Origin of the sequence: Nocardioides sp., assembly GCF_051876515.1 — a bacterium.
Lineage (GTDB): Bacteria > Actinomycetota > Actinomycetes > Propionibacteriales > Nocardioidaceae > Nocardioides.
Genome location: NZ_JBJEHY010000038.1, coordinates 42,851 through 58,620, shown reverse-complemented (window position 1 = coordinate 58,620; position 15,770 = coordinate 42,851). Strand labels below are relative to the sequence as shown.

General features: G+C 71.7%; 13 protein-coding genes. 9 read left to right on the top strand and 4 right to left on the bottom strand.

Features of this window, described 5'->3' with window-relative positions:
- Nucleotides 1-733 (bottom strand): hypothetical protein (locus tag ACI379_RS02545; protein ID WP_439790490.1); only part of this gene is annotated, 733 nt, incomplete at its 3' end.
- 61 nt (nucleotides 734-794) lie between these two features.
- Entirely contained in the window at nucleotides 795-1,829 is a 1,035-nt protein-coding gene (locus ACI379_RS02540) for a LysR family transcriptional regulator (RefSeq protein ID WP_439790489.1), read from the bottom strand.
- Here ACI379_RS02540 and ACI379_RS02535 point away from each other — a divergent pair.
- The 3 genes from ACI379_RS02535 to ACI379_RS02525 all read left to right on the top strand — a co-directional run bounded on the left by ACI379_RS02535 (nucleotide 1,828) and on the right by ACI379_RS02525 (nucleotide 6,922).
- Nucleotides 1,828-5,262 (top strand): bifunctional proline dehydrogenase/L-glutamate gamma-semialdehyde dehydrogenase, encoded by a 3,435-nt coding sequence (locus ACI379_RS02535; RefSeq protein ID WP_439790488.1) that lies wholly within the window; start codon nucleotides 1,828-1,830, stop codon nucleotides 5,260-5,262. The genes ACI379_RS02540 and ACI379_RS02535 overlap by 2 nt on opposite strands.
- A gap of 111 nt (nucleotides 5,263-5,373) precedes the next feature.
- Nucleotides 5,374-6,072 (top strand): hypothetical protein, encoded by a 699-nt coding sequence (locus tag ACI379_RS02530; RefSeq protein WP_439790487.1) that lies wholly within the window; start codon nucleotides 5,374-5,376, stop codon nucleotides 6,070-6,072.
- Nucleotides 6,073-6,184: 112 nt separating this feature from the next.
- Nucleotides 6,185-6,922: a hypothetical protein gene (locus tag ACI379_RS02525; protein WP_439790486.1), complete on the top strand. Its 738-nt coding sequence runs from the start codon at nucleotides 6,185-6,187 to the stop codon at nucleotides 6,920-6,922.
- A 123-nt stretch (nucleotides 6,923-7,045) separates the two neighbouring features.
- Here the strand turns inward: ACI379_RS02525 and ACI379_RS02520 are convergent, their stop codons facing one another.
- Together ACI379_RS02520 and ACI379_RS02515 are read right to left on the bottom strand one after the other, a co-directional pair.
- Nucleotides 7,046-7,906, bottom strand: coding sequence for an HpcH/HpaI aldolase/citrate lyase family protein (locus tag ACI379_RS02520; protein WP_439790485.1), 861 nt, complete (start codon nucleotides 7,904-7,906; stop codon nucleotides 7,046-7,048).
- Between the two features lie 11 nt (nucleotides 7,907-7,917).
- Complete coding sequence (locus ACI379_RS02515; protein WP_439790484.1) at nucleotides 7,918-9,009, bottom strand: HpcH/HpaI aldolase/citrate lyase family protein; 1,092 nt, start codon at nucleotides 9,007-9,009, stop codon at nucleotides 7,918-7,920.
- A gap of 202 nt (nucleotides 9,010-9,211) precedes the next feature.
- Between ACI379_RS02515 and ACI379_RS02510 the strand changes: the two genes are divergently transcribed.
- Genes ACI379_RS02510 through mnhG form a run of 6 tightly spaced genes read left to right on the top strand, consistent with a single transcriptional unit; the run spans nucleotide 9,212 to nucleotide 15,536 of the window.
- Nucleotides 9,212-12,127 (top strand): Na+/H+ antiporter subunit A, encoded by a 2,916-nt coding sequence (locus tag ACI379_RS02510; protein WP_439790483.1) that lies wholly within the window; start codon nucleotides 9,212-9,214, stop codon nucleotides 12,125-12,127.
- The gene (locus ACI379_RS02505; RefSeq protein ID WP_439790482.1) at nucleotides 12,124-12,642 is read left to right on the top strand and encodes a Na(+)/H(+) antiporter subunit C; all 519 of its coding nucleotides are present in this window, start codon (nucleotides 12,124-12,126) and stop codon (nucleotides 12,640-12,642) included. Before ACI379_RS02510 ends, ACI379_RS02505 begins: the two co-directional genes overlap by 4 nt.
- Nucleotides 12,639-14,309: a Na+/H+ antiporter subunit D gene (locus ACI379_RS02500; protein ID WP_439790481.1), complete on the top strand. Its 1,671-nt coding sequence runs from the start codon at nucleotides 12,639-12,641 to the stop codon at nucleotides 14,307-14,309. Before ACI379_RS02505 ends, ACI379_RS02500 begins: the two co-directional genes overlap by 4 nt.
- Entirely contained in the window at nucleotides 14,306-14,866 is a 561-nt protein-coding gene (locus ACI379_RS02495) for a Na+/H+ antiporter subunit E (RefSeq protein WP_439790480.1), read from the top strand. The genes ACI379_RS02500 and ACI379_RS02495 overlap by 4 nt, the downstream gene beginning before the upstream one ends.
- Complete coding sequence (locus tag ACI379_RS02490; RefSeq protein ID WP_439790479.1) at nucleotides 14,866-15,168, top strand: monovalent cation/H+ antiporter complex subunit F; 303 nt, start codon at nucleotides 14,866-14,868, stop codon at nucleotides 15,166-15,168. Before ACI379_RS02495 ends, ACI379_RS02490 begins: the two co-directional genes overlap by 1 nt.
- On the top strand, nucleotides 15,168-15,536 hold the full coding sequence (gene mnhG, locus ACI379_RS02485) for a monovalent cation/H(+) antiporter subunit G (RefSeq protein ID WP_439790478.1): 369 nt from the start codon (nucleotides 15,168-15,170) through the stop codon (nucleotides 15,534-15,536). The genes ACI379_RS02490 and mnhG overlap by 1 nt, the downstream gene beginning before the upstream one ends.
- Nucleotides 15,537-15,770 lie beyond the last annotated feature (234 nt).

Below are 15,770 nucleotides of genomic sequence, written 5' to 3'. Positions count from 1 at the left end.
GGGCGCCCTTCTGCGGTCCGGGGAACATTCCCGCCACCTTCGCGATGGTCGCGATCGTGTCGAACGGGGAGGAGACGGACTCCTTGTTCTCCAACGCGTACGCGGCGTCGTCGGCGAGCTGGGCCAGGTCCTTCCAGGCGTTCTTCCACAGCTCCGCCTCCGCGATGACGAGGACCGTGAGCATCCGGACGGCCAGGTGGTAGCGGACGGTGACGCGCTGCAGGTGGCCCCAGTACTGCGTGCGGAAGGCGTTCATGGCCTGGCCCTGGAGCAGGGCCAGCGTGGGTCCGCCGTTCTCGAAGGCGCTGATGAGCGGGGCGTTCTCGTCGAACTCCATCCGGTAGTCGCCCTCTGCCCCCGGCTCGAGCGCCGTGTACCCGAGCGGTTCGCGCAGGGAGCGCGCGACGCCCTCGACCTCGGACTGGCTCGGGATCGACCACCACTCGGAGAACAGGGAGGTGATCTCCTCGCGCCAGTGGGCGTACACGTCGGTGGCGGGGTTGACCTCGGAGCGGCCGCAGTAGCCCTGCCAGCCGGAGGCGATCAGGTAGGTGCCGGTCGGGCCTCCGGGCGGGGGCACCATGCCAGGCGGGTCGCCGGGGTTGGTCTCGACGGCGGGACTCTGCAGGAAGCCGTTGTCGCCGGCCTCGAGGAATCCGTGCCACGCCATGTCGCGCTTGATGAGTTGCTTGATGACCCGCTCGAGGTGCGGTTTGACGTCGGCAGCGCTCATGCGTCCCCCTTGTTCGGTCCTTGCCTGACCCTCCCCGGGGAAGCGCCGCCCGAAACCCGTCTCAGCCGCGCCGCCGCCCGGCCACCTCGGCCAGGACCTCGCGCACGGCCACGAGGGCGGGGTGCTGCGCACTGGTGGTGCGCGCCGCGGTGAAGACCGAGCGGGTGGGTTCGCCGGCGAGGTCGACGAGGCGTACGGCGGGGTCGTCGGCGGTCAGCATCAGCTCGGGTACCAGGGCGACGGCGTTGCCCGAGCGGACCAGCGCCAGGTGGGTCTGGAGGTCGGCGGTGGAGAAGCGCACGTCCGGCTCGAACCCCGCCACCCGGCAGGTCTGCTCGGCGAAGTGGCGCGACGCGGCGCCGTACGGCTCCATCACCCAGCTCAGCCCGGCCGCGTCGGCCAGCGACGTGACCGGGTCGAACGCGGCGTCGCGGGGGACCGCGAGGCGGATCCGGTCGCGCGTCAGCGGGACCCGGTCGAGGCCGGGGTGGTGGGGTGCCGCGTGGCCGGGGTACTCCTCGGCGACGACCAGGTCGAAGTCGCGGGCCCACGTGCCGCGCAGCGCCGTCTCCGGCTCGTGCTGGGTGAGGGTGACCCGCAGCCGCGGGTGGCGCTCGGCGAGCAGGGTGAGGGTGCGGGGCATGAGCGCGAGCGCCGCCGACTGGAAGACGGCGACGTCGACGGTGCCGATCACGGCCTCCTCGGCCACGGCGAGGTCGGTGCGGGCCTGCTCCAGCTGGTCGAGGATCGTCGCGGTGCGGGCGCTGAGCAACTCCGCCTGCGGGGTAAGCTGCACGCCGCGCCCCGTGCGCTGCAGGAGCGGTACGCCCACCTCGCGCTCGAGCTGGGAGAGCTGCTGGGAGACCGACGAGGGGCTCTGGTGCAGCGCCTCGGCGACCGCGCTCAGGGTGCCGCGCAGCTCGACCTCGCGCAGCAACCGCAGACGGCGTACGTCGAACACCGCTCCTCCTTTAAGTATTTGTGAACGATGAGGTTCATCAAACATCACTTTATCTGACGGCACCTGCGGGCGCAGACTGGTGACGAGGCCGTACGGCACCCGGCCGGGGCCACACCTGCACGGAGGCAGTCCCATGAGCACCACGCCCGTCCACGAGCCCCTCTCCGCGCTGGCCGACGAGGTCGAGGTGCTGGTGCGGCGGTGGCTCGACGTGGCCGCCGAGATCCCCGTGACCGGCTCGGCCGCCCAGCTCGCCGGACTGCTGAAGGACCCCCGCGGTCTCGACTTCACCGTCGGCTTCATCGACGGCGTGATCCGGCCCGAGGACCCCGCCGTGGCAGCGGCCGCGATGGTCGACCTGGCCGCCGACGTCCCCGACTTCCTGCCGCTGCACCTGCGGACGGCCCTCAAGGCCGGGGCCCAGGCGGGCCGACTCGCGCCCGGCGCCGTGGTCCCCGTCGTCCGGGCCGCGCTGCGCCACATGGTCGGTCACCTGCTGGTCGACGCGACCCCCAAGCGGCTCGGGTCCGCGCTCGCCACGCTCAAGGAGCGCGACGTACGGCTCAACCTCAACCTGCTCGGCGAGGCGGTGCTCGGCAGCGCCGAGGCCGACCGGCGCCTGGCCGGCACCCGCGAGCTGCTGGCCCGCGACGACGTCGACTACGTCTCGATCAAGGTGTCCTCGGTCGTCGGGCCGCACTCGCCGTGGGCCTACGACGAGGCCGTCGCCTACGTGGTGGACAAGCTGGAGCCGCTGTACCGGCTCGCCCGGGACGCCGCGACGCCGAAGTTCATCAACCTGGACATGGAGGAGTACCGCGACCTCGACCTGACCATCGACGTCTTCACCCGGGTCCTGGACCAGGAGGAGTTCCGCGGTCTCGAGGCCGGGATCGTGCTCCAGGCGTACCTGCCGGACGCCCTGGCCGCGATGGTCCGCATCCAGGAGTGGGCGGCGGCCCGGGTGGCGGGTGGCGGTGCCCCGGTGAAGGTGCGCGTCGTCAAGGGCGCCAACCTGCCGATGGAGCACGTCGAGGCCGACCTGCACGGTTGGCCGGTGGCGACCTGGTCGACGAAGCAGGAGTCCGACACCCACTACAAGCGGGTCCTGGACTATGCGCTGCGCCCCGAGCACACCGCCCACGTACGGGTCGGGGTGGCCGGGCACAACCTGTTCGACATCGCCTTCGCCTGGCTGCTGGCCAAGCAGCGCGGCGTCGTCGACGACATCGAGTTCGAGATGCTGCTGGGCATGGCCGAGGGCCAGGCCGAGGCCGTGCGCCGGGACGTCGGCGGGCTGCTGCTGTACACGCCGGTGGTGCGGCCCAGCGAGTTCGACGTCGCCATCGCGTACCTGATCCGCCGCCTCGAGGAGGGGGCGAGCACGGACAACTTCATGTCGGCCGTCTTCGAGCTGCACGACGACGCGGCGCTGTTCGAGCGCGAGCGTGCCCGGTTCCGGGCATCCCTGGCCGCGCTCGACAGGGAGGTGCCCGGACCGAACCGCACCCAGGACCGGCGCCAGCCCGTGCCGGACACGGTCCCTGCAGCGTTCGCCAACACCCCCGACACCGACCCGTCGCTTCCGGGCAACCGGGCCTGGGGGCGCGCGATCACCGACCGCATCGCCGGCTCGGTGCTCGGAGAGGACCTGGTCGCCGCCCACACCGTCACCGAGGCGTCGATGCTGGAGGAGACGGTCGCCCGCACAGTCGACTCAGGCTGGGGCGCGCTCAGCGGCGCGGAGCGCGCGGCCGTGCTGCGGCGCGCCGCCGTACGGCTGGAGCAGCGCCGCGGCGAGCTGCTCGAGGTGATGGCCTCCGAGTGCGGCAAGACGCTCGACCAGTCCGACCCGGAGGTCTCCGAGGCGATCGACTTCGCCACCTACTACGCCGATCTCGCCGAGGCTCTCGACGACGTCGACGGCGCCACCGCCCACCCGGTCGGCCTGACCCTGGTCACGCCGCCGTGGAACTTCCCCGTCGCGATCCCGGCCGGCTCCACGCTCGCTGCTCTCGCTGCCGGCTCGCCGGTCGTGGTGAAGCCCGCCCCCCAGGCCGCCCGCTGCGGCTCGCTGATGGTGGAGACGGTGTGGCAGGCGATGGACGAGGCAGGGGTGGGGCGCGACGCGCTGGCCCTGGTGCACGTCGCCGAGAACGACCTCGGACGCAGCCTCGTCGCCGACCCTCGCGTCGACAGGCTGATCCTGACCGGCGCGTTCGAGACCGCCGAGCTGTTCCGTTCCTTCCGCCCCGACGTGGCGCTGCTGGCCGAGACGTCCGGCAAGAACGCCATGGTGATCACGCCCAGCGCCGACCTCGACCTGGCTGCGAAGGACCTCGTCGCCTCCGCTTTCGGGCACGCGGGCCAGAAGTGCTCCGCGGCCAGCCTCGTCATCGTCGTCGGGTCCGTGGCGACCTCGCGGCGGTTCCGTACGCAGCTGGTCGACGCCGTCTCGTCGCTGCACGTCGCCCGGCCGGACGACCCGACCGCCCAGATGGGGCCGGTCATCGAACCGGCCCGGGGCAAGCTGCTGCGGGCGCTCACGACCCTCGCGCCGGGGGAGTCGTGGCTGGTGCAGCCGCGCCAGCTCGACGACAGCGGCACCCTGTGGTCGCCCGGCGTGAAGGAGGGCGTGGCCCGCGGCTCGGAGTACCACCTCACCGAGTACTTCGGCCCCGTCCTCGGCATCATCGAGGCGGCCACGCTCGCGGAGGCGGTCGAGATCCAGAACCAGGTCGACTACGGCCTCACCGCCGGGCTGCACTCCCTGGACCCCGACGAGATCGCGTACTGGTTGGCGCACGTCGAGGCCGGCAACGCGTACGTCAACCGCGGCACGACGGGCGCGATCGTGCGCCGTCAGCCGTTCGGCGGCTGGAAGAAGTCGGCCGTCGGCAACGGCACGAAGGCCGGCGGGCCGCACTACCTCAAGGCCCTGGTCGACTGGACGTCCGCGGAGGCCAGCAGCGAGCACGCCCCCACCACGGTCGGCGCGACCGCGCTGGCCGTCGCCGGCCGGTCGGGTCTCTCCGCCGACGAGCTGTCCCGTCTCGAGCGGTCCGTACGCTCCGACGCGGAGGCGTGGGCCACCGAGTTCGGCGTCGCCTCGGACGTCTCCGGGCTGCGCGCCGAGCGCAACGTCTTCCGGTACGCCACCACGCCGGTGCAGGTCCGCCTCGAGGTCGGCGGGTCGGTCGCGGACCTGCTGCGGGTGCTCGCCGCCGGCGCGCAGGCCGGTGGTGAGGTCGAGGTCTCCACGGCGGTGGTGCTGCCCGAGGCCGTGACGGCGTTCGCGCAGTCGTACGGGATGACGGTGTCGTACGCCGACGCCGAGGCCTGGCGCGCCGAGCTCGGGCGTACTCCGGCCGGTCGGATCCGTCTGCTCGGCGGGTCGGTCGCCGACGTGGTGGCCGCCACGGGCGGACGCCCCGACGTGGCGGTGTGGGCGCAGCCGGTCACCGAGGCTGGGCTCGTCGAGCTGCTGCCGTTCCTGCGCGAGCAGGCGGTGTCGGTGACCGCGCACCGGTTCGGCACGCCGAACCACCTGACCGACGCGTTCCTCTGAGGGACCAGCGGGGCCTCGACCAGCGATGCCGGAACGGGCTGACGGCGAGGCCACCGCGCCCTACGATCCGGTCCAGCGGACCGGGTGGTCCGACGAAACTCGGAGGCGGACGTGCGGCGGTTGATTCTCGGGACCCTGGTCCCAGCGGTGCTGGTGCTGGGCGGCTGCGGGGTGGACGAGCCGCAGGGCGCCAGCTCGGACCCAGGCCCCTGCCCGCACGACGTCGACACCCTGGTCCCGGCGATGAAGGCGGCCTTCGGCGGTCTGGAGACCATGCGCTCGGAGATGGTGCAGGGAGTGGGCGAGGAGACGATGGAGGTCTCGGCGACCGCCGTCTTCCGCGCCGACGGTTCTGACGTGCACCTGACCTACGCGGGAATGGGGGAGGACTGGGAGACGGTCGTCGTGGGTGACCGCGTCTTCCTGAGGCCCTCGGCGGACGAGCCCATGAAGGAGCTCCCCGCGTCGAGCTCCGGGTACACGAGGATGGCCGACCTGGCGGCGGGCATGGCGGACGTGGAGATCCAGTTCCTGGCGTTCGAGGCCGGCCTGGACGAGGTGGAGGCGGTGGGCGAGGAGACGGTCGAGGGTGTCCCCACCTGTCACTACCGGCTCGCGGTGGACACGACGCGCGCCGGTGAGGCGGAGGGCAGCGACACCGAGGGAATGCCCGAGACCCTCCACTACGACATGTACCTCACCGAGGACGACCTCCCGCGGCACGTCACCTCCGAGGTCGCTGGGACGAGCACCGAGATGTCTGTCATCTGGAACGAGCCGGTCGAGGTCACGGTCCCGGCCGGGTCCTGAGCGCGCCCCCGGCGTCTGAGGCGAATCGCGGGACGCGGGGGCGTCCCGACTCCTACGCTCCCGCCAGCGGGCCCGGTAGGCCTCACGATCTCGGAGGTGCACGGTGCGGCGGATGATCCTGGGGGCCCTGGCGCCGGCGGCGTTGCTGCTGGGTGGCTGCGGTGGTGACGAACCGGAGAAGGAGCGCGCCAGCTCCTCCGGGGGTACGGCGTCCGCTCGTGGGTCAGATGCGTGCGGCCACGACGAGGACTCGCTGGTCCCCGCGATGAGGTCGGCGTACGACGAGGCCAGGACCGTCCGCATGGACATGGTGCTGATCGAGGACTACGAGCGGACCGAGATGGAGTCGACCGTCGTCCACACGCCCAAGGGCTCTGACCTGGAGTTCGCCTACCGCGACAGCGAGTCGGGGGTGGTGATCCGGGTCGTCGGCGGGCGGGTGTTCGTGTCCGACGACGCGGATGGTCCGTTCGACGAGATCGACGAGTCCGACGACTTGCACTCCCAGTTCAGGGAGATGATGGCGGTGGTGGACCTGGGGTCCCAGCTCACCCTGTTCGAGAAGTCGCTGGTCGCCGTCGAGGCTGGAGGCGAGGCGGTGATCGGCGGGGTCACGACGTGTCGCTACACCATGACGGTGGACACCGCCCGCGCCGCCAAGGCGGATGGCACCTCCGCCGAGGGACTGCCCGAGACCGTGGACTACGAGGCCTTCGTCGACGCGGACGACCTGCTGCGGCGCCTCACCTTCACGTTGGGCCTGATGAAGTCCGAGACGGGAGTGGTGTGGAACGAACCCGTGAGGATCAAGGTCCCGCGGGGCGCCGACAAGGGCGTACGCAGCAGCTGACCGCGGCTGGTGGCTCAGCCCGGGTGCTTGCGCCCAGCGCTGGTTGAGCCTGTCGAAACCGGCCCGCGGAGGGGGTCTCGACAGGCTCGACCGACGGAAGCCGCTCGACCGACGGGTGTCGGCTCAGCCGAGCGCTGTGATCGCCTCGTGGATCGCCAGCGTGCGCTTGGCGGACTCGACGTGGAGGTTCTCGACCATCTTGTTCTTGTACGTCACGACGCCGCCGGAGGAGGCCTCGAACGCCTCGATCAGGCCGCGGGCGTCCTCGACGGCCGCCTCGGACGGGGCGAACGCCTGGTTGGCGCCGGACACCTGACCGGGGTGGATCAGCGTCTTGCCGTCGAAGCCCATCTGGCGGCCCTGCTCGCACTCGGCGAGGAAGCCGGTCTCGTCCTTGACGTCGTTGAACACGCCGTCGATGACGGCGATGCCGGCGGCGCGGCCGGCGAGCAGGGCGGTGTGCAGGCTCGGCAGGACGGGGGCGCGTCCGGGGACGTGCTCGGCGTACAGCTCCTTGACCAGGTCGTTGGTGCCCAGCACGAACGCGCCGAGGCGGTCGGAGGCCTGGGCGATCTGGAGCGCGGAGAGGATCGCGATGGGCGTCTCGACCATCGCCCACAGCTTGGTGTGCGCGGGGGCGCCGGCCTTCTCCATCGCGGCGACGAGCTGGTGCACCTCGGCGGCGGAGTTGACCTTCGGGACCACGATCGCGGCCGGGCCGGCCTGGGAGGCGGCGACGATGTCGTCGTCGTGCCACTGGGTGCCGATGCCGTTGACGCGGATCGTGACCGTGCGCCGGCCGTACTCGCCGCTGGCGGCCGCCGCTGCTGCGGACTCACGAGCGGCGGGCTTGGCGTCGGGGGCGACCGCATCCTCGAGGTCGAGGATCAGGCCGTCGCAGGCGATCGACTTGGCCTTCTCCAGGGCCCTCTCGTTGGAGGAGGGCATGTAGAGGACGGAGCGCAGGGGGGTGAAGTCAGACATGGGGGTCTCTCTCAGTCGAGCACGATGGCGTCGTAGGCGGACTTGAGCTCGGGGTCGATCGCGGCCAGCTCGTCGGCCAGCGCCACCATCACCTTGCACTGCTTGACCGAGGCGTCGTCCTCCATCTTGCCGTCGAGCATCACCGCACCGGTGCCGTCACCCATCGCAGCGATGACGCGGCGGGCGTGCTTGACGTCCTCGACGGACGGGCTGAAGACCTTGTTGGCGATCTTGATCTGCACCGGGTGCAGCGACCACGCGCCCACGCAGCCGAGCAGGAAGGCGTTGCGGAACTGGTCCTCGCAGGCGACCTCGTCCTTGATGTCGCCGAACGGGCCGTAGTACGGGTAGATCCCGTGCATCGCGCACGCGTCGACCATGCGGGCGATCGTGTAGTGCCACAGGTCCTGCTGGAAGGTCGTGCGCTCGCCGAGGTAGTCGGGCACGCCGTCGGCGCCGCGTACGGGGTCCTGGCGGACCAGGTAGCCGGGGTGGCCGCCACCCACGCGGGTGGTCTTCATGCGGCGGTCGGCCGCGAGGTCGGCCGGGCCGAGCGAGAGGCCCTGCATGCGCGGGGAAGCCGCGCAGATCTCCTCGATGTTGGCCACGCCGCGCGCGGTCTCGAGGATCGCGTGCACGAGGATCGGCTTGGTGATGCCGGCCTTGGCCTCGAGCTGGGCGAGCAGCCGGTCGACGTAGTGGATGTCCTCGGCGCCCTGCACCTTGGGGACCATGATCACGTCGAGCTTGTCGCCGATCGCGGGCACGAGCGTGGTGAGGTCGTCGAGCACCCACGGGCTGTCGAGGGAGTTGATGCGTGTCCAGAACTGGGTCGGCCCGCTCAGAGATCCCAGGTTGGCGACCTCCTGCCCGATCCTCACCAGGCCCTCGCGGGCGATCTCCTTGTTCTCCGCCTTGACGGCGTCCTCGAGGTTGCCGAGGAGGACGTCGACCTTCCCGACCATGTCGGGGACCTTGGCCGCCATCTTGGGGTTGCCGGGGTCGAAGAAGTGGATGGCGCGGCTGGGGCGGGCGGGAACCTCGCGCACCGGGGCGGGGGCGCCGACCGCGAGCGGCGCGAAGAAGTCCTTGGCTGAACGCATGGTGCGAACAGTAACGGCGCACGACTACCGGCGAGTATGAGCCTGCCCACGTTCGGAGGGGTCCCGCAGTCGTACCAGCGGCCGCACCTGCAGCGTGTGGCGGGTAGACTGGCCGTGCGGCGGCCTGCGTCGACGCACTGACCTGACCGACCTGTCCCGGCCCCTCCTCAAGGGTTGTGCCGGGCATGCCGAAGGGCCGCTCTTGCTCCCACTGATCGCCGTCCTCTTCGTCGTGGCGGCGGTCTGCCCGTTTGCTGTACGGCGCCTCGGGCGCAAGGCGTTCGCCGTCATCGCCGTCGCACCTGCCGCGGGCGTCGGCTGGCTGGCCGCGCAGGGTCCGACGGTCGTCGACGGAGGACACCTCTCGTCGGTGCACGCCTGGGTCCCGTCGATCGGTCTCGACCTGGCGTTCCGGATGGGCGTCCTGCAGTGGGTGCTGGCGCTCATCGTGCTCGGCATCGGCGCGATCGTGCTCGGCTACTGCACGTGGTACTTCACCGACGAGTCGCTGGGCGTGCCCCGCTTCGCCGGCACCCTGACCGGCTTCGTGGCCGCGATGCTCGGGCTCGTCCTCTCCGACGATCTGCTCCTGACGTACGTCTTCTGGGAGCTCACCACCGTCTTCTCGTTCCTCCTCGTCGGCCACGACCCCACCCGCCGCGCCGCCCGGCAGGCGGCCATCCAGGCGCTCGTGGTGACGACCCTGGGTGGTCTCGCGATGCTGGTCGGCGCGCTCGTGCTCGGCCACCAGGCCGGCACCCACCGGATCAGCGACATCCTCGACCAGCCGCCCACCGGGGTGGCCGTCACCGTCGCCGTCCACCTGCTCCTGGTCGGCGCGGTGAGCAAGTCCGCGCTGCTCCCGTTCCACTTCTGGCTGCCCGCCGCGATGGCGGCGCCCACGCCCGTCTCGGCGTACCTGCACGCCGCCTCCATGGTGAAGGCCGGCGTCTTCCTGGTGGCCCTGCTGGCCCCCGCCTTCTCCGACGCCCCCGGGTGGCGGCCCGCGCTGCTCGTGCTCGGCACGGCGACGATGCTGCTCGGCGGTTACCGCGCCCTGCGCCAGCACGACCTCAAGCTGCTCCTGGCGTACGGCACCGTCAGCCAGCTGGGCTTCATGATCCTCGTCCTCGGTGTCGGCACCCGCAGCGCCATGCTGGCCGGGCTCGCGGTCGTCGTGGGCCACGCACTGTTCAAGGCGACCCTGTTCCTCGTCGTCGGGCTCATCGACCGCACCACGGGTACTCGCGACCTGCGCCGCCTCAACGGCCTCGTCTACCGGATGCCGCTGGTCGCGGTCGCGGCCACGCTGGCCGCCGCCTCCATGGCCGGCCTGCCGCCGCTGCTGGGGTACGTCGCCAAGGAGAGCGTCCTGGCGGCGCTCGTCGACGTCGCCCGGTACGACGACGGCACCGGCCTGCAGGGCTGGCCCGGCTGGGCGCTCCTCGCCGGGGTCGTGCTCGGCTCGATCCTCACCGTCGCGTACTCCGCCCGCTTCGTGTGGGGCGCGTTCGGCAACCGCAACGTCCCCGAGCCGCTGCCCGTGCGCCGCGTCCCCCGCGGCTTCGCAGCCGGGCCCGTGGTCCTCGGCTTCTCCGGCCTCTTCCTCGGCTTCCTCGGGGGCCCGCTGACCCACCTCCTCGAGCAGGAGGGGGAGGCGTTCCCCGCGGGCGCCCACCACGCCGAGCTGTCGCTGTGGCACGGCCTCGGGCTGCCGCTTGGCCTGACGGTGCTGGTGCTCGTCGTCGGTGCCGCCCTCTTCGTGGTGCGCGAGCCCGTCGCGCAGCTGCAGCAGCGCCTCACCTCCGACTGGAGCCTGGAGCGGGTGTACCGCTTCGGGATGCGCAACCTCGACCGCGTGGCCGTGGAGGTGACCGGTGTCGTCCAGCGCGGTTCGGCGTCGGCGTACCTCAGCTTCATCCTGCTCGTGGTCGTGGTGCTGCCCGGCGGGGCGCTGCTCCTCGGCGACTTCGGCAGCATCGAGGTGAAGCTCTGGGACTCGCCGTGGCAGGCGGTCGCCGGCGGCGTCATCTGCATCGCCGCGGTGATGGCGGTCCGCTCACGGCGCCGGCTGCGCGCGGTGCTGCTGGCCGGAGCCACCGGGTACGGCACCGCGGTCCTCTTCGTCTTCCACGGCGCCCCCGACCTGGCCCTGACCCAGGTCCTGGTCGAGACGCTGGCCCTGGTCGTCTTCGTGCTCGCCCTGCGCCGGCTGCCGGAGTACTTCACCGACCGCCCGCTGACCCGCCGCCGCTACTGGCGGATGGCGCTCGGGTTCGGCGTCGCCGCAGCGGTCGCCGGGTTCCTCGTCGTGGGCGTCGGGTCGGGCACCGCCACCCCGGTCTCGGAGCAGTTCCCGGCGCTCGCCAAGGAGTTCGGCGGCGGCCTCAACGTGGTCAACGTGATCCTCGTCGACACCCGTGCCTGGGACACCCTCGGTGAGATCTCGGTGCTGGTCGCCGCCGCCACCGGGGTCGCGTCGCTGGTCTTCATCGACGCCCGCAGCGCCGGCATCCGCCGCGTCCACGAGATCCCGTACCCGACGGGCGTCGTCAAGCAGCCCACCCAGCCCGGCCGCCGCGCCTGGCTGGCGGCGCCGCGGACGATGTCGCCGGAGAGCCGCTCGATCATCTTCGAGGTCATCACCCGGCTGGTCTTCCACACGGTGATGGTCTTCTCGATCTACCTGCTGCTGGCCGGGCACAACGCCCCCGGCGGCGGCTTCGCCGGCGGCATGGTGGCCGGTCTGGCGCTCGTCATCCGCTACCTCGCGGGTGGCCGGTACGAGCTCGACGAGGCGGCTCCGGTGGACGCCGGTCACGTCATCGGGTGGGGACTCTTCGTCGCGGTGATGGCCGCGCTGCTGCCGATGGCGCTGGGCGCGACCGCCCTGCAGAGCGCCATCGTGGACCTGCACATCCCGGTCCTGGGCGACCTGCACGTGGTCACCTCCGCTCTCTTCGACATCGGCGTCTACCTCGTCGTCGTCGGCCTCGTCCTCGACCTGCTGCGTGCCCTCGGCTCGCAGATCGACCGTCAGATCCAGCGTGAACGGCGGGAGGCGGCCGGGCTACCCGTGCCGACCACCGCCACTGCCACCGGGGAGGTGTCCGCATGACCGAGGTGAACCTGACCCTGGTCCTGGTGGCCGCCGCCCTCATCGGGTGCGGCGTCTACCTGCTCCTCGAGCGCAGCCTCTCGCGCGTGCTGGTCGGTCTGGTGATGATGGGCAACGGCGTCGCCGTCGGCTTCATGGTCTCGGCCGGCCCCGCCGGCAAGGCGCCGATCATGGTCGACGGCGTCGAGCCCTCCGAGATCACCGACCCGCTGCCGCAGGCGATGGTGCTGACCGCGATCGTCATCATGCTCGCGACCACGGCGTTCGTGCTGGCGATGGCGTACCGCTCCTGGCAGCTCAACGGCCACGACGACGTGCAGGACGACCCCGAGGACGCCCTGATCCGCCGCCTGGCCACCCACGACGTCTCCTCCGAGGTGTACGCCGCCTCCGGCGACGACGAGCTCGACGAGGAACAGGCGTCCGACTTTGCCGAGGGCGAGCTCGGCGACCCGGACGAGGAGGACCTCGTCGACGCGGTCCACGACGATCAGGACAAGGAGGGCAGCCGATGACGTGGCTCGTACCGCTGCCGGTCCTGCTGCCGCTGATGGGCGCCGGGCTCTCGCTGATCCTGTCGCACCACCCGAGGGCCCAGCGCAACGTCAGCATGCTCGTCCTGGGTGCGCTGGTCGTGGTCGCCGGGGCGCTGGTCTACCTGGCTGACACGTCCGGCCCCCAGACGGTGTGGATCGGCGGCTGGCCGGAGACGGTCGGGATCGTGCTGGTCGCCGACCGGCTCTCCGCGCTGATGCTGCTGGTCAGTGCCCTGGTGACCACCGCGGTCCTCGGGTACTCGATCGGTCAGGGCATGGTGACCGACGAGGAGTCGGCACCGGTCGCCGTCTACCACCCGACCTTCCTGGTGCTGGTGGCCGGCGTCGCCAACGCGTTCCTCGCCGGCGACCTGTTCAACCTGTTCGTCTCGTTCGAGATGCTGCTGTTCGCCAGCTACGTCCTGCTGACCCTGGGCGGCACCCCGCCGCGGCTGCGCGCCGGCACCATCTACGTCCTGGTCGCGCTGCTCTCCTCCACGCTCTTCCTGATCTCGCTCGCCGTCACGTACGGCGCCACGGGCACGCTCACGATGGCCCACATCGCGCAGCGGGTCGCCGACCTGCCGGACCACGTGGCGCTGCTGATCCAGCTGCTGCTGCTGGTGACGTTCGCGATCAAGGCGGCCATCTTCCCAATGTCGTTCTGGCTGCCGGACTCGTACCCCACCGCTCCGGCGCCCGTCACCGCGGTCTTCGCGGGCCTGCTGACCAAGGTCGGTGTGTACGCGATCCTGCGCGTGCAGACGCTGATCTTCCCCGACTCGCCACTGACCGACCTGCTGCTGGTGGCGGCGCTGCTTACCCTGCTGATCGGCATCCTGGGGGCGATCGCGCAGTCCGACATCAAACGTATGTTGTCGTTCACCCTGGTCAGCCACATCGGCTACCTGGTCCTCGGCATCGCCCTGGCCAACCGGGCAGGTGTCTCGGGCACGATCTTCTACGTCGTGCACCACATCATCGTGCAGACGTCGCTGTTCCTGGTGGTGGGCCTGATCGAGCGCCGCGCCGGGAGCACCTCACTGCTGCGCATCGGTGGCCTGGCCCGGCTGGCGCCGCTGCTGGCGCTGCTGTTCTTCGTACCGGCCATGAACCTCGCCGGCATCCCGCCGCTGTCGGGCTTCATCGGCAAGGTCGGTCTGCTGCAGGCCGCCCAGGACGAGGGGTCCGCGCTGGCCTGGGTCCTCGTCGGCGCCGGCGTCCTCACCAGCCTGCTCACCCTGTACGCGGTGGCGAAGACGTGGGCGACCGCGTTCTGGCGGACCCCCGCGGAGGCGCACGAGGCGTTGGAGGAGCTCGACTCGCTCGGGTCTGACTCGGTGCTCCACCGCGGCCACGTGCACACCCCGGCGGGCGTCGTGATGCCGGTCGAGGCGATCGCGGAGGCGCGGCGGCTCTCCGACGCAGACCTGCCCGACCGCGACTTCCACCAGCTCATCGAGGCCGACGAGGACGTCCGCACCATGCCCGCCGGCATGCTCGTGCCAGCGGCCGGCCTGGTCGTGCTGACCGTGGTCCTGACCATCGTCGCCGGCCCGCTGTTCTCGTACAGCGACCGCGCCGCCGACGACCTCATCGACGGCACGTCGTACACGACCACGGTGCTGGGAGGTGTGGTCGAGTGAGCCCCCAGACCCGGGTACGACGCGACGGATCGGTGCGTCCGGCGCGTTACCGCGCCGTGCAGCCGTGGTCGATCGCCTGGCTGACGCTGGTGTGGGTGACCCTGTGGGGCCACGTCACGCCGATGCTCGTGGTCAGCGGCGTCCTGGTGGCGGTCATCATGTCGATCACGTTCCCGCTCCCGCCGCTGGCGATCGGCGTCCACGTACGTCCGGTGCGGCTCGTCCTGCTGGCCGCCCGGTTCCTGGTGGACGTCATCCGGGCCAGCATCCAGGTCACCGGCGTGGTGCTGCGGCGCCGGCCGGTGCGCAACGCCGTGGTCGCGGTGGACCTGCGCAGCGACTCCGACTTCGTGCTGACCGGCGTGGCGGCGATGCTGTCGCTGGTGCCGGGCTCGGTGGTGGTCGAGGCGCGCCGTTCGACGCACACCCTGTTCCTGCACGTCCTCGACGTCGAGGACCGGGCTGCGGCCGAGGCGTTCCGGGCCGAGGCGCTGGCGGTGGAGGACCGGTTCCTGGCGGCGTTCGTCCCGCGTACGCACGACGAGGTGGCCCCTTGATGACGACGGTGCTGGTGGTCTCCGGGGTGCTGCTCGGCGTGGCCGCGCTCCTGCTGGTCGTGCGGATCACGATCGGCCCCACGATCCTCGACCGGTCGATGGCGCTCGACGTGCTCATGTCGGTGCTGGTCTGCGCGGTGGCGATCGACGCCGTACGCGGCAACGACACCGACGGCCTGCCGATGCTGCTGGTGCTGGCCATGGTCGGCTTCGCCGGGTCGGTCGCGGTGGCGAGGTACGCCAGCCGCGCCGGTGACGTGGAGGCCGAGCTGGACGACATCTCCCGACGGGAGGACGGCTGATGACGATCGGTGACGTGATGGACGTCGTGTCGGCGGTGCTGCTGCTGACCGGCTCCTTCTTCGCCCTGGTGGCCGCGATCGGCGTGGTCCGGCTCCCCGACCTGCTGTCGCGGATGCACGCGGCGACCAAGCCGCAGGTGATCGGCCTGATGCTGGTGGTCCTCGGCCTGGCCGCCCGGCTGCGCAGCTGGGAGGTGCTGGGCTTCCTGCTGCTCATCGTGGCGATGCAGATGGCCACGGCCGTGGTGTCGAGCCACATGATCGGGCGGGCGTCGTACCGCTCCGGCCAGGTCCGCGACGACCTGCTGGTCGTCGACGAGCTCACCGAGCAGGTGGGCGACGCGCCGGAGTCGCTCGGTGCTCCCTGAGCGGGGCCTCTTCGGCCCTGCCGCCCGCCGCTCCCGCCTGCCCTGGCTGGCCGCTGCCCCCCGCCCCCGCCCCGCTGGCCGCCGCCCCCGCCCCGCTGGCCGCCGCCCATGTAACGCGCAGTTATCGCCTCTGGCCGTACGGCATACCACCCGGTCAGAGGCCATAACTGCGCGTTACAACGGGGGAGGGCGACGGGGAGGGGACGGAGGAGGGTGGCCGAGCCGAGCGAACCG

Excerpts from the sequence above, each read along its gene's own strand:
- ACI379_RS02535 (WP_439790488.1), top strand. The coding sequence starts at position 1,828 with ATGAGCACCACGCCCGTCCACGAGCCCCTCTCCGCGCTGGCCGACGAG.
- ACI379_RS02540 (WP_439790489.1), bottom strand. The coding sequence starts at position 1,829 with ATGGGACTGCCTCCGTGCAGGTGTGGCCCCGGCCGGGTGCCGTACGGC.
- ACI379_RS02525 (WP_439790486.1), top strand. The coding sequence starts at position 6,185 with ATGATCCTGGGGGCCCTGGCGCCGGCGGCGTTGCTGCTGGGTGGCTGC.
- ACI379_RS02520 (WP_439790485.1), bottom strand. The coding sequence starts at position 7,906 with ATGTCTGACTTCACCCCCCTGCGCTCCGTCCTCTACATGCCCTCCTCC.
- ACI379_RS02515 (WP_439790484.1), bottom strand. The coding sequence starts at position 9,009 with ATGCGTTCAGCCAAGGACTTCTTCGCGCCGCTCGCGGTCGGCGCCCCC.
- ACI379_RS02505 (WP_439790482.1), top strand. The coding sequence starts at position 12,124 with ATGACCGAGGTGAACCTGACCCTGGTCCTGGTGGCCGCCGCCCTCATC.
- ACI379_RS02500 (WP_439790481.1), top strand. The coding sequence starts at position 12,639 with ATGACGTGGCTCGTACCGCTGCCGGTCCTGCTGCCGCTGATGGGCGCC.
- ACI379_RS02490 (WP_439790479.1), top strand. The coding sequence starts at position 14,866 with ATGACGACGGTGCTGGTGGTCTCCGGGGTGCTGCTCGGCGTGGCCGCG.
- mnhG (WP_439790478.1), top strand. The coding sequence starts at position 15,168 with ATGACGATCGGTGACGTGATGGACGTCGTGTCGGCGGTGCTGCTGCTG.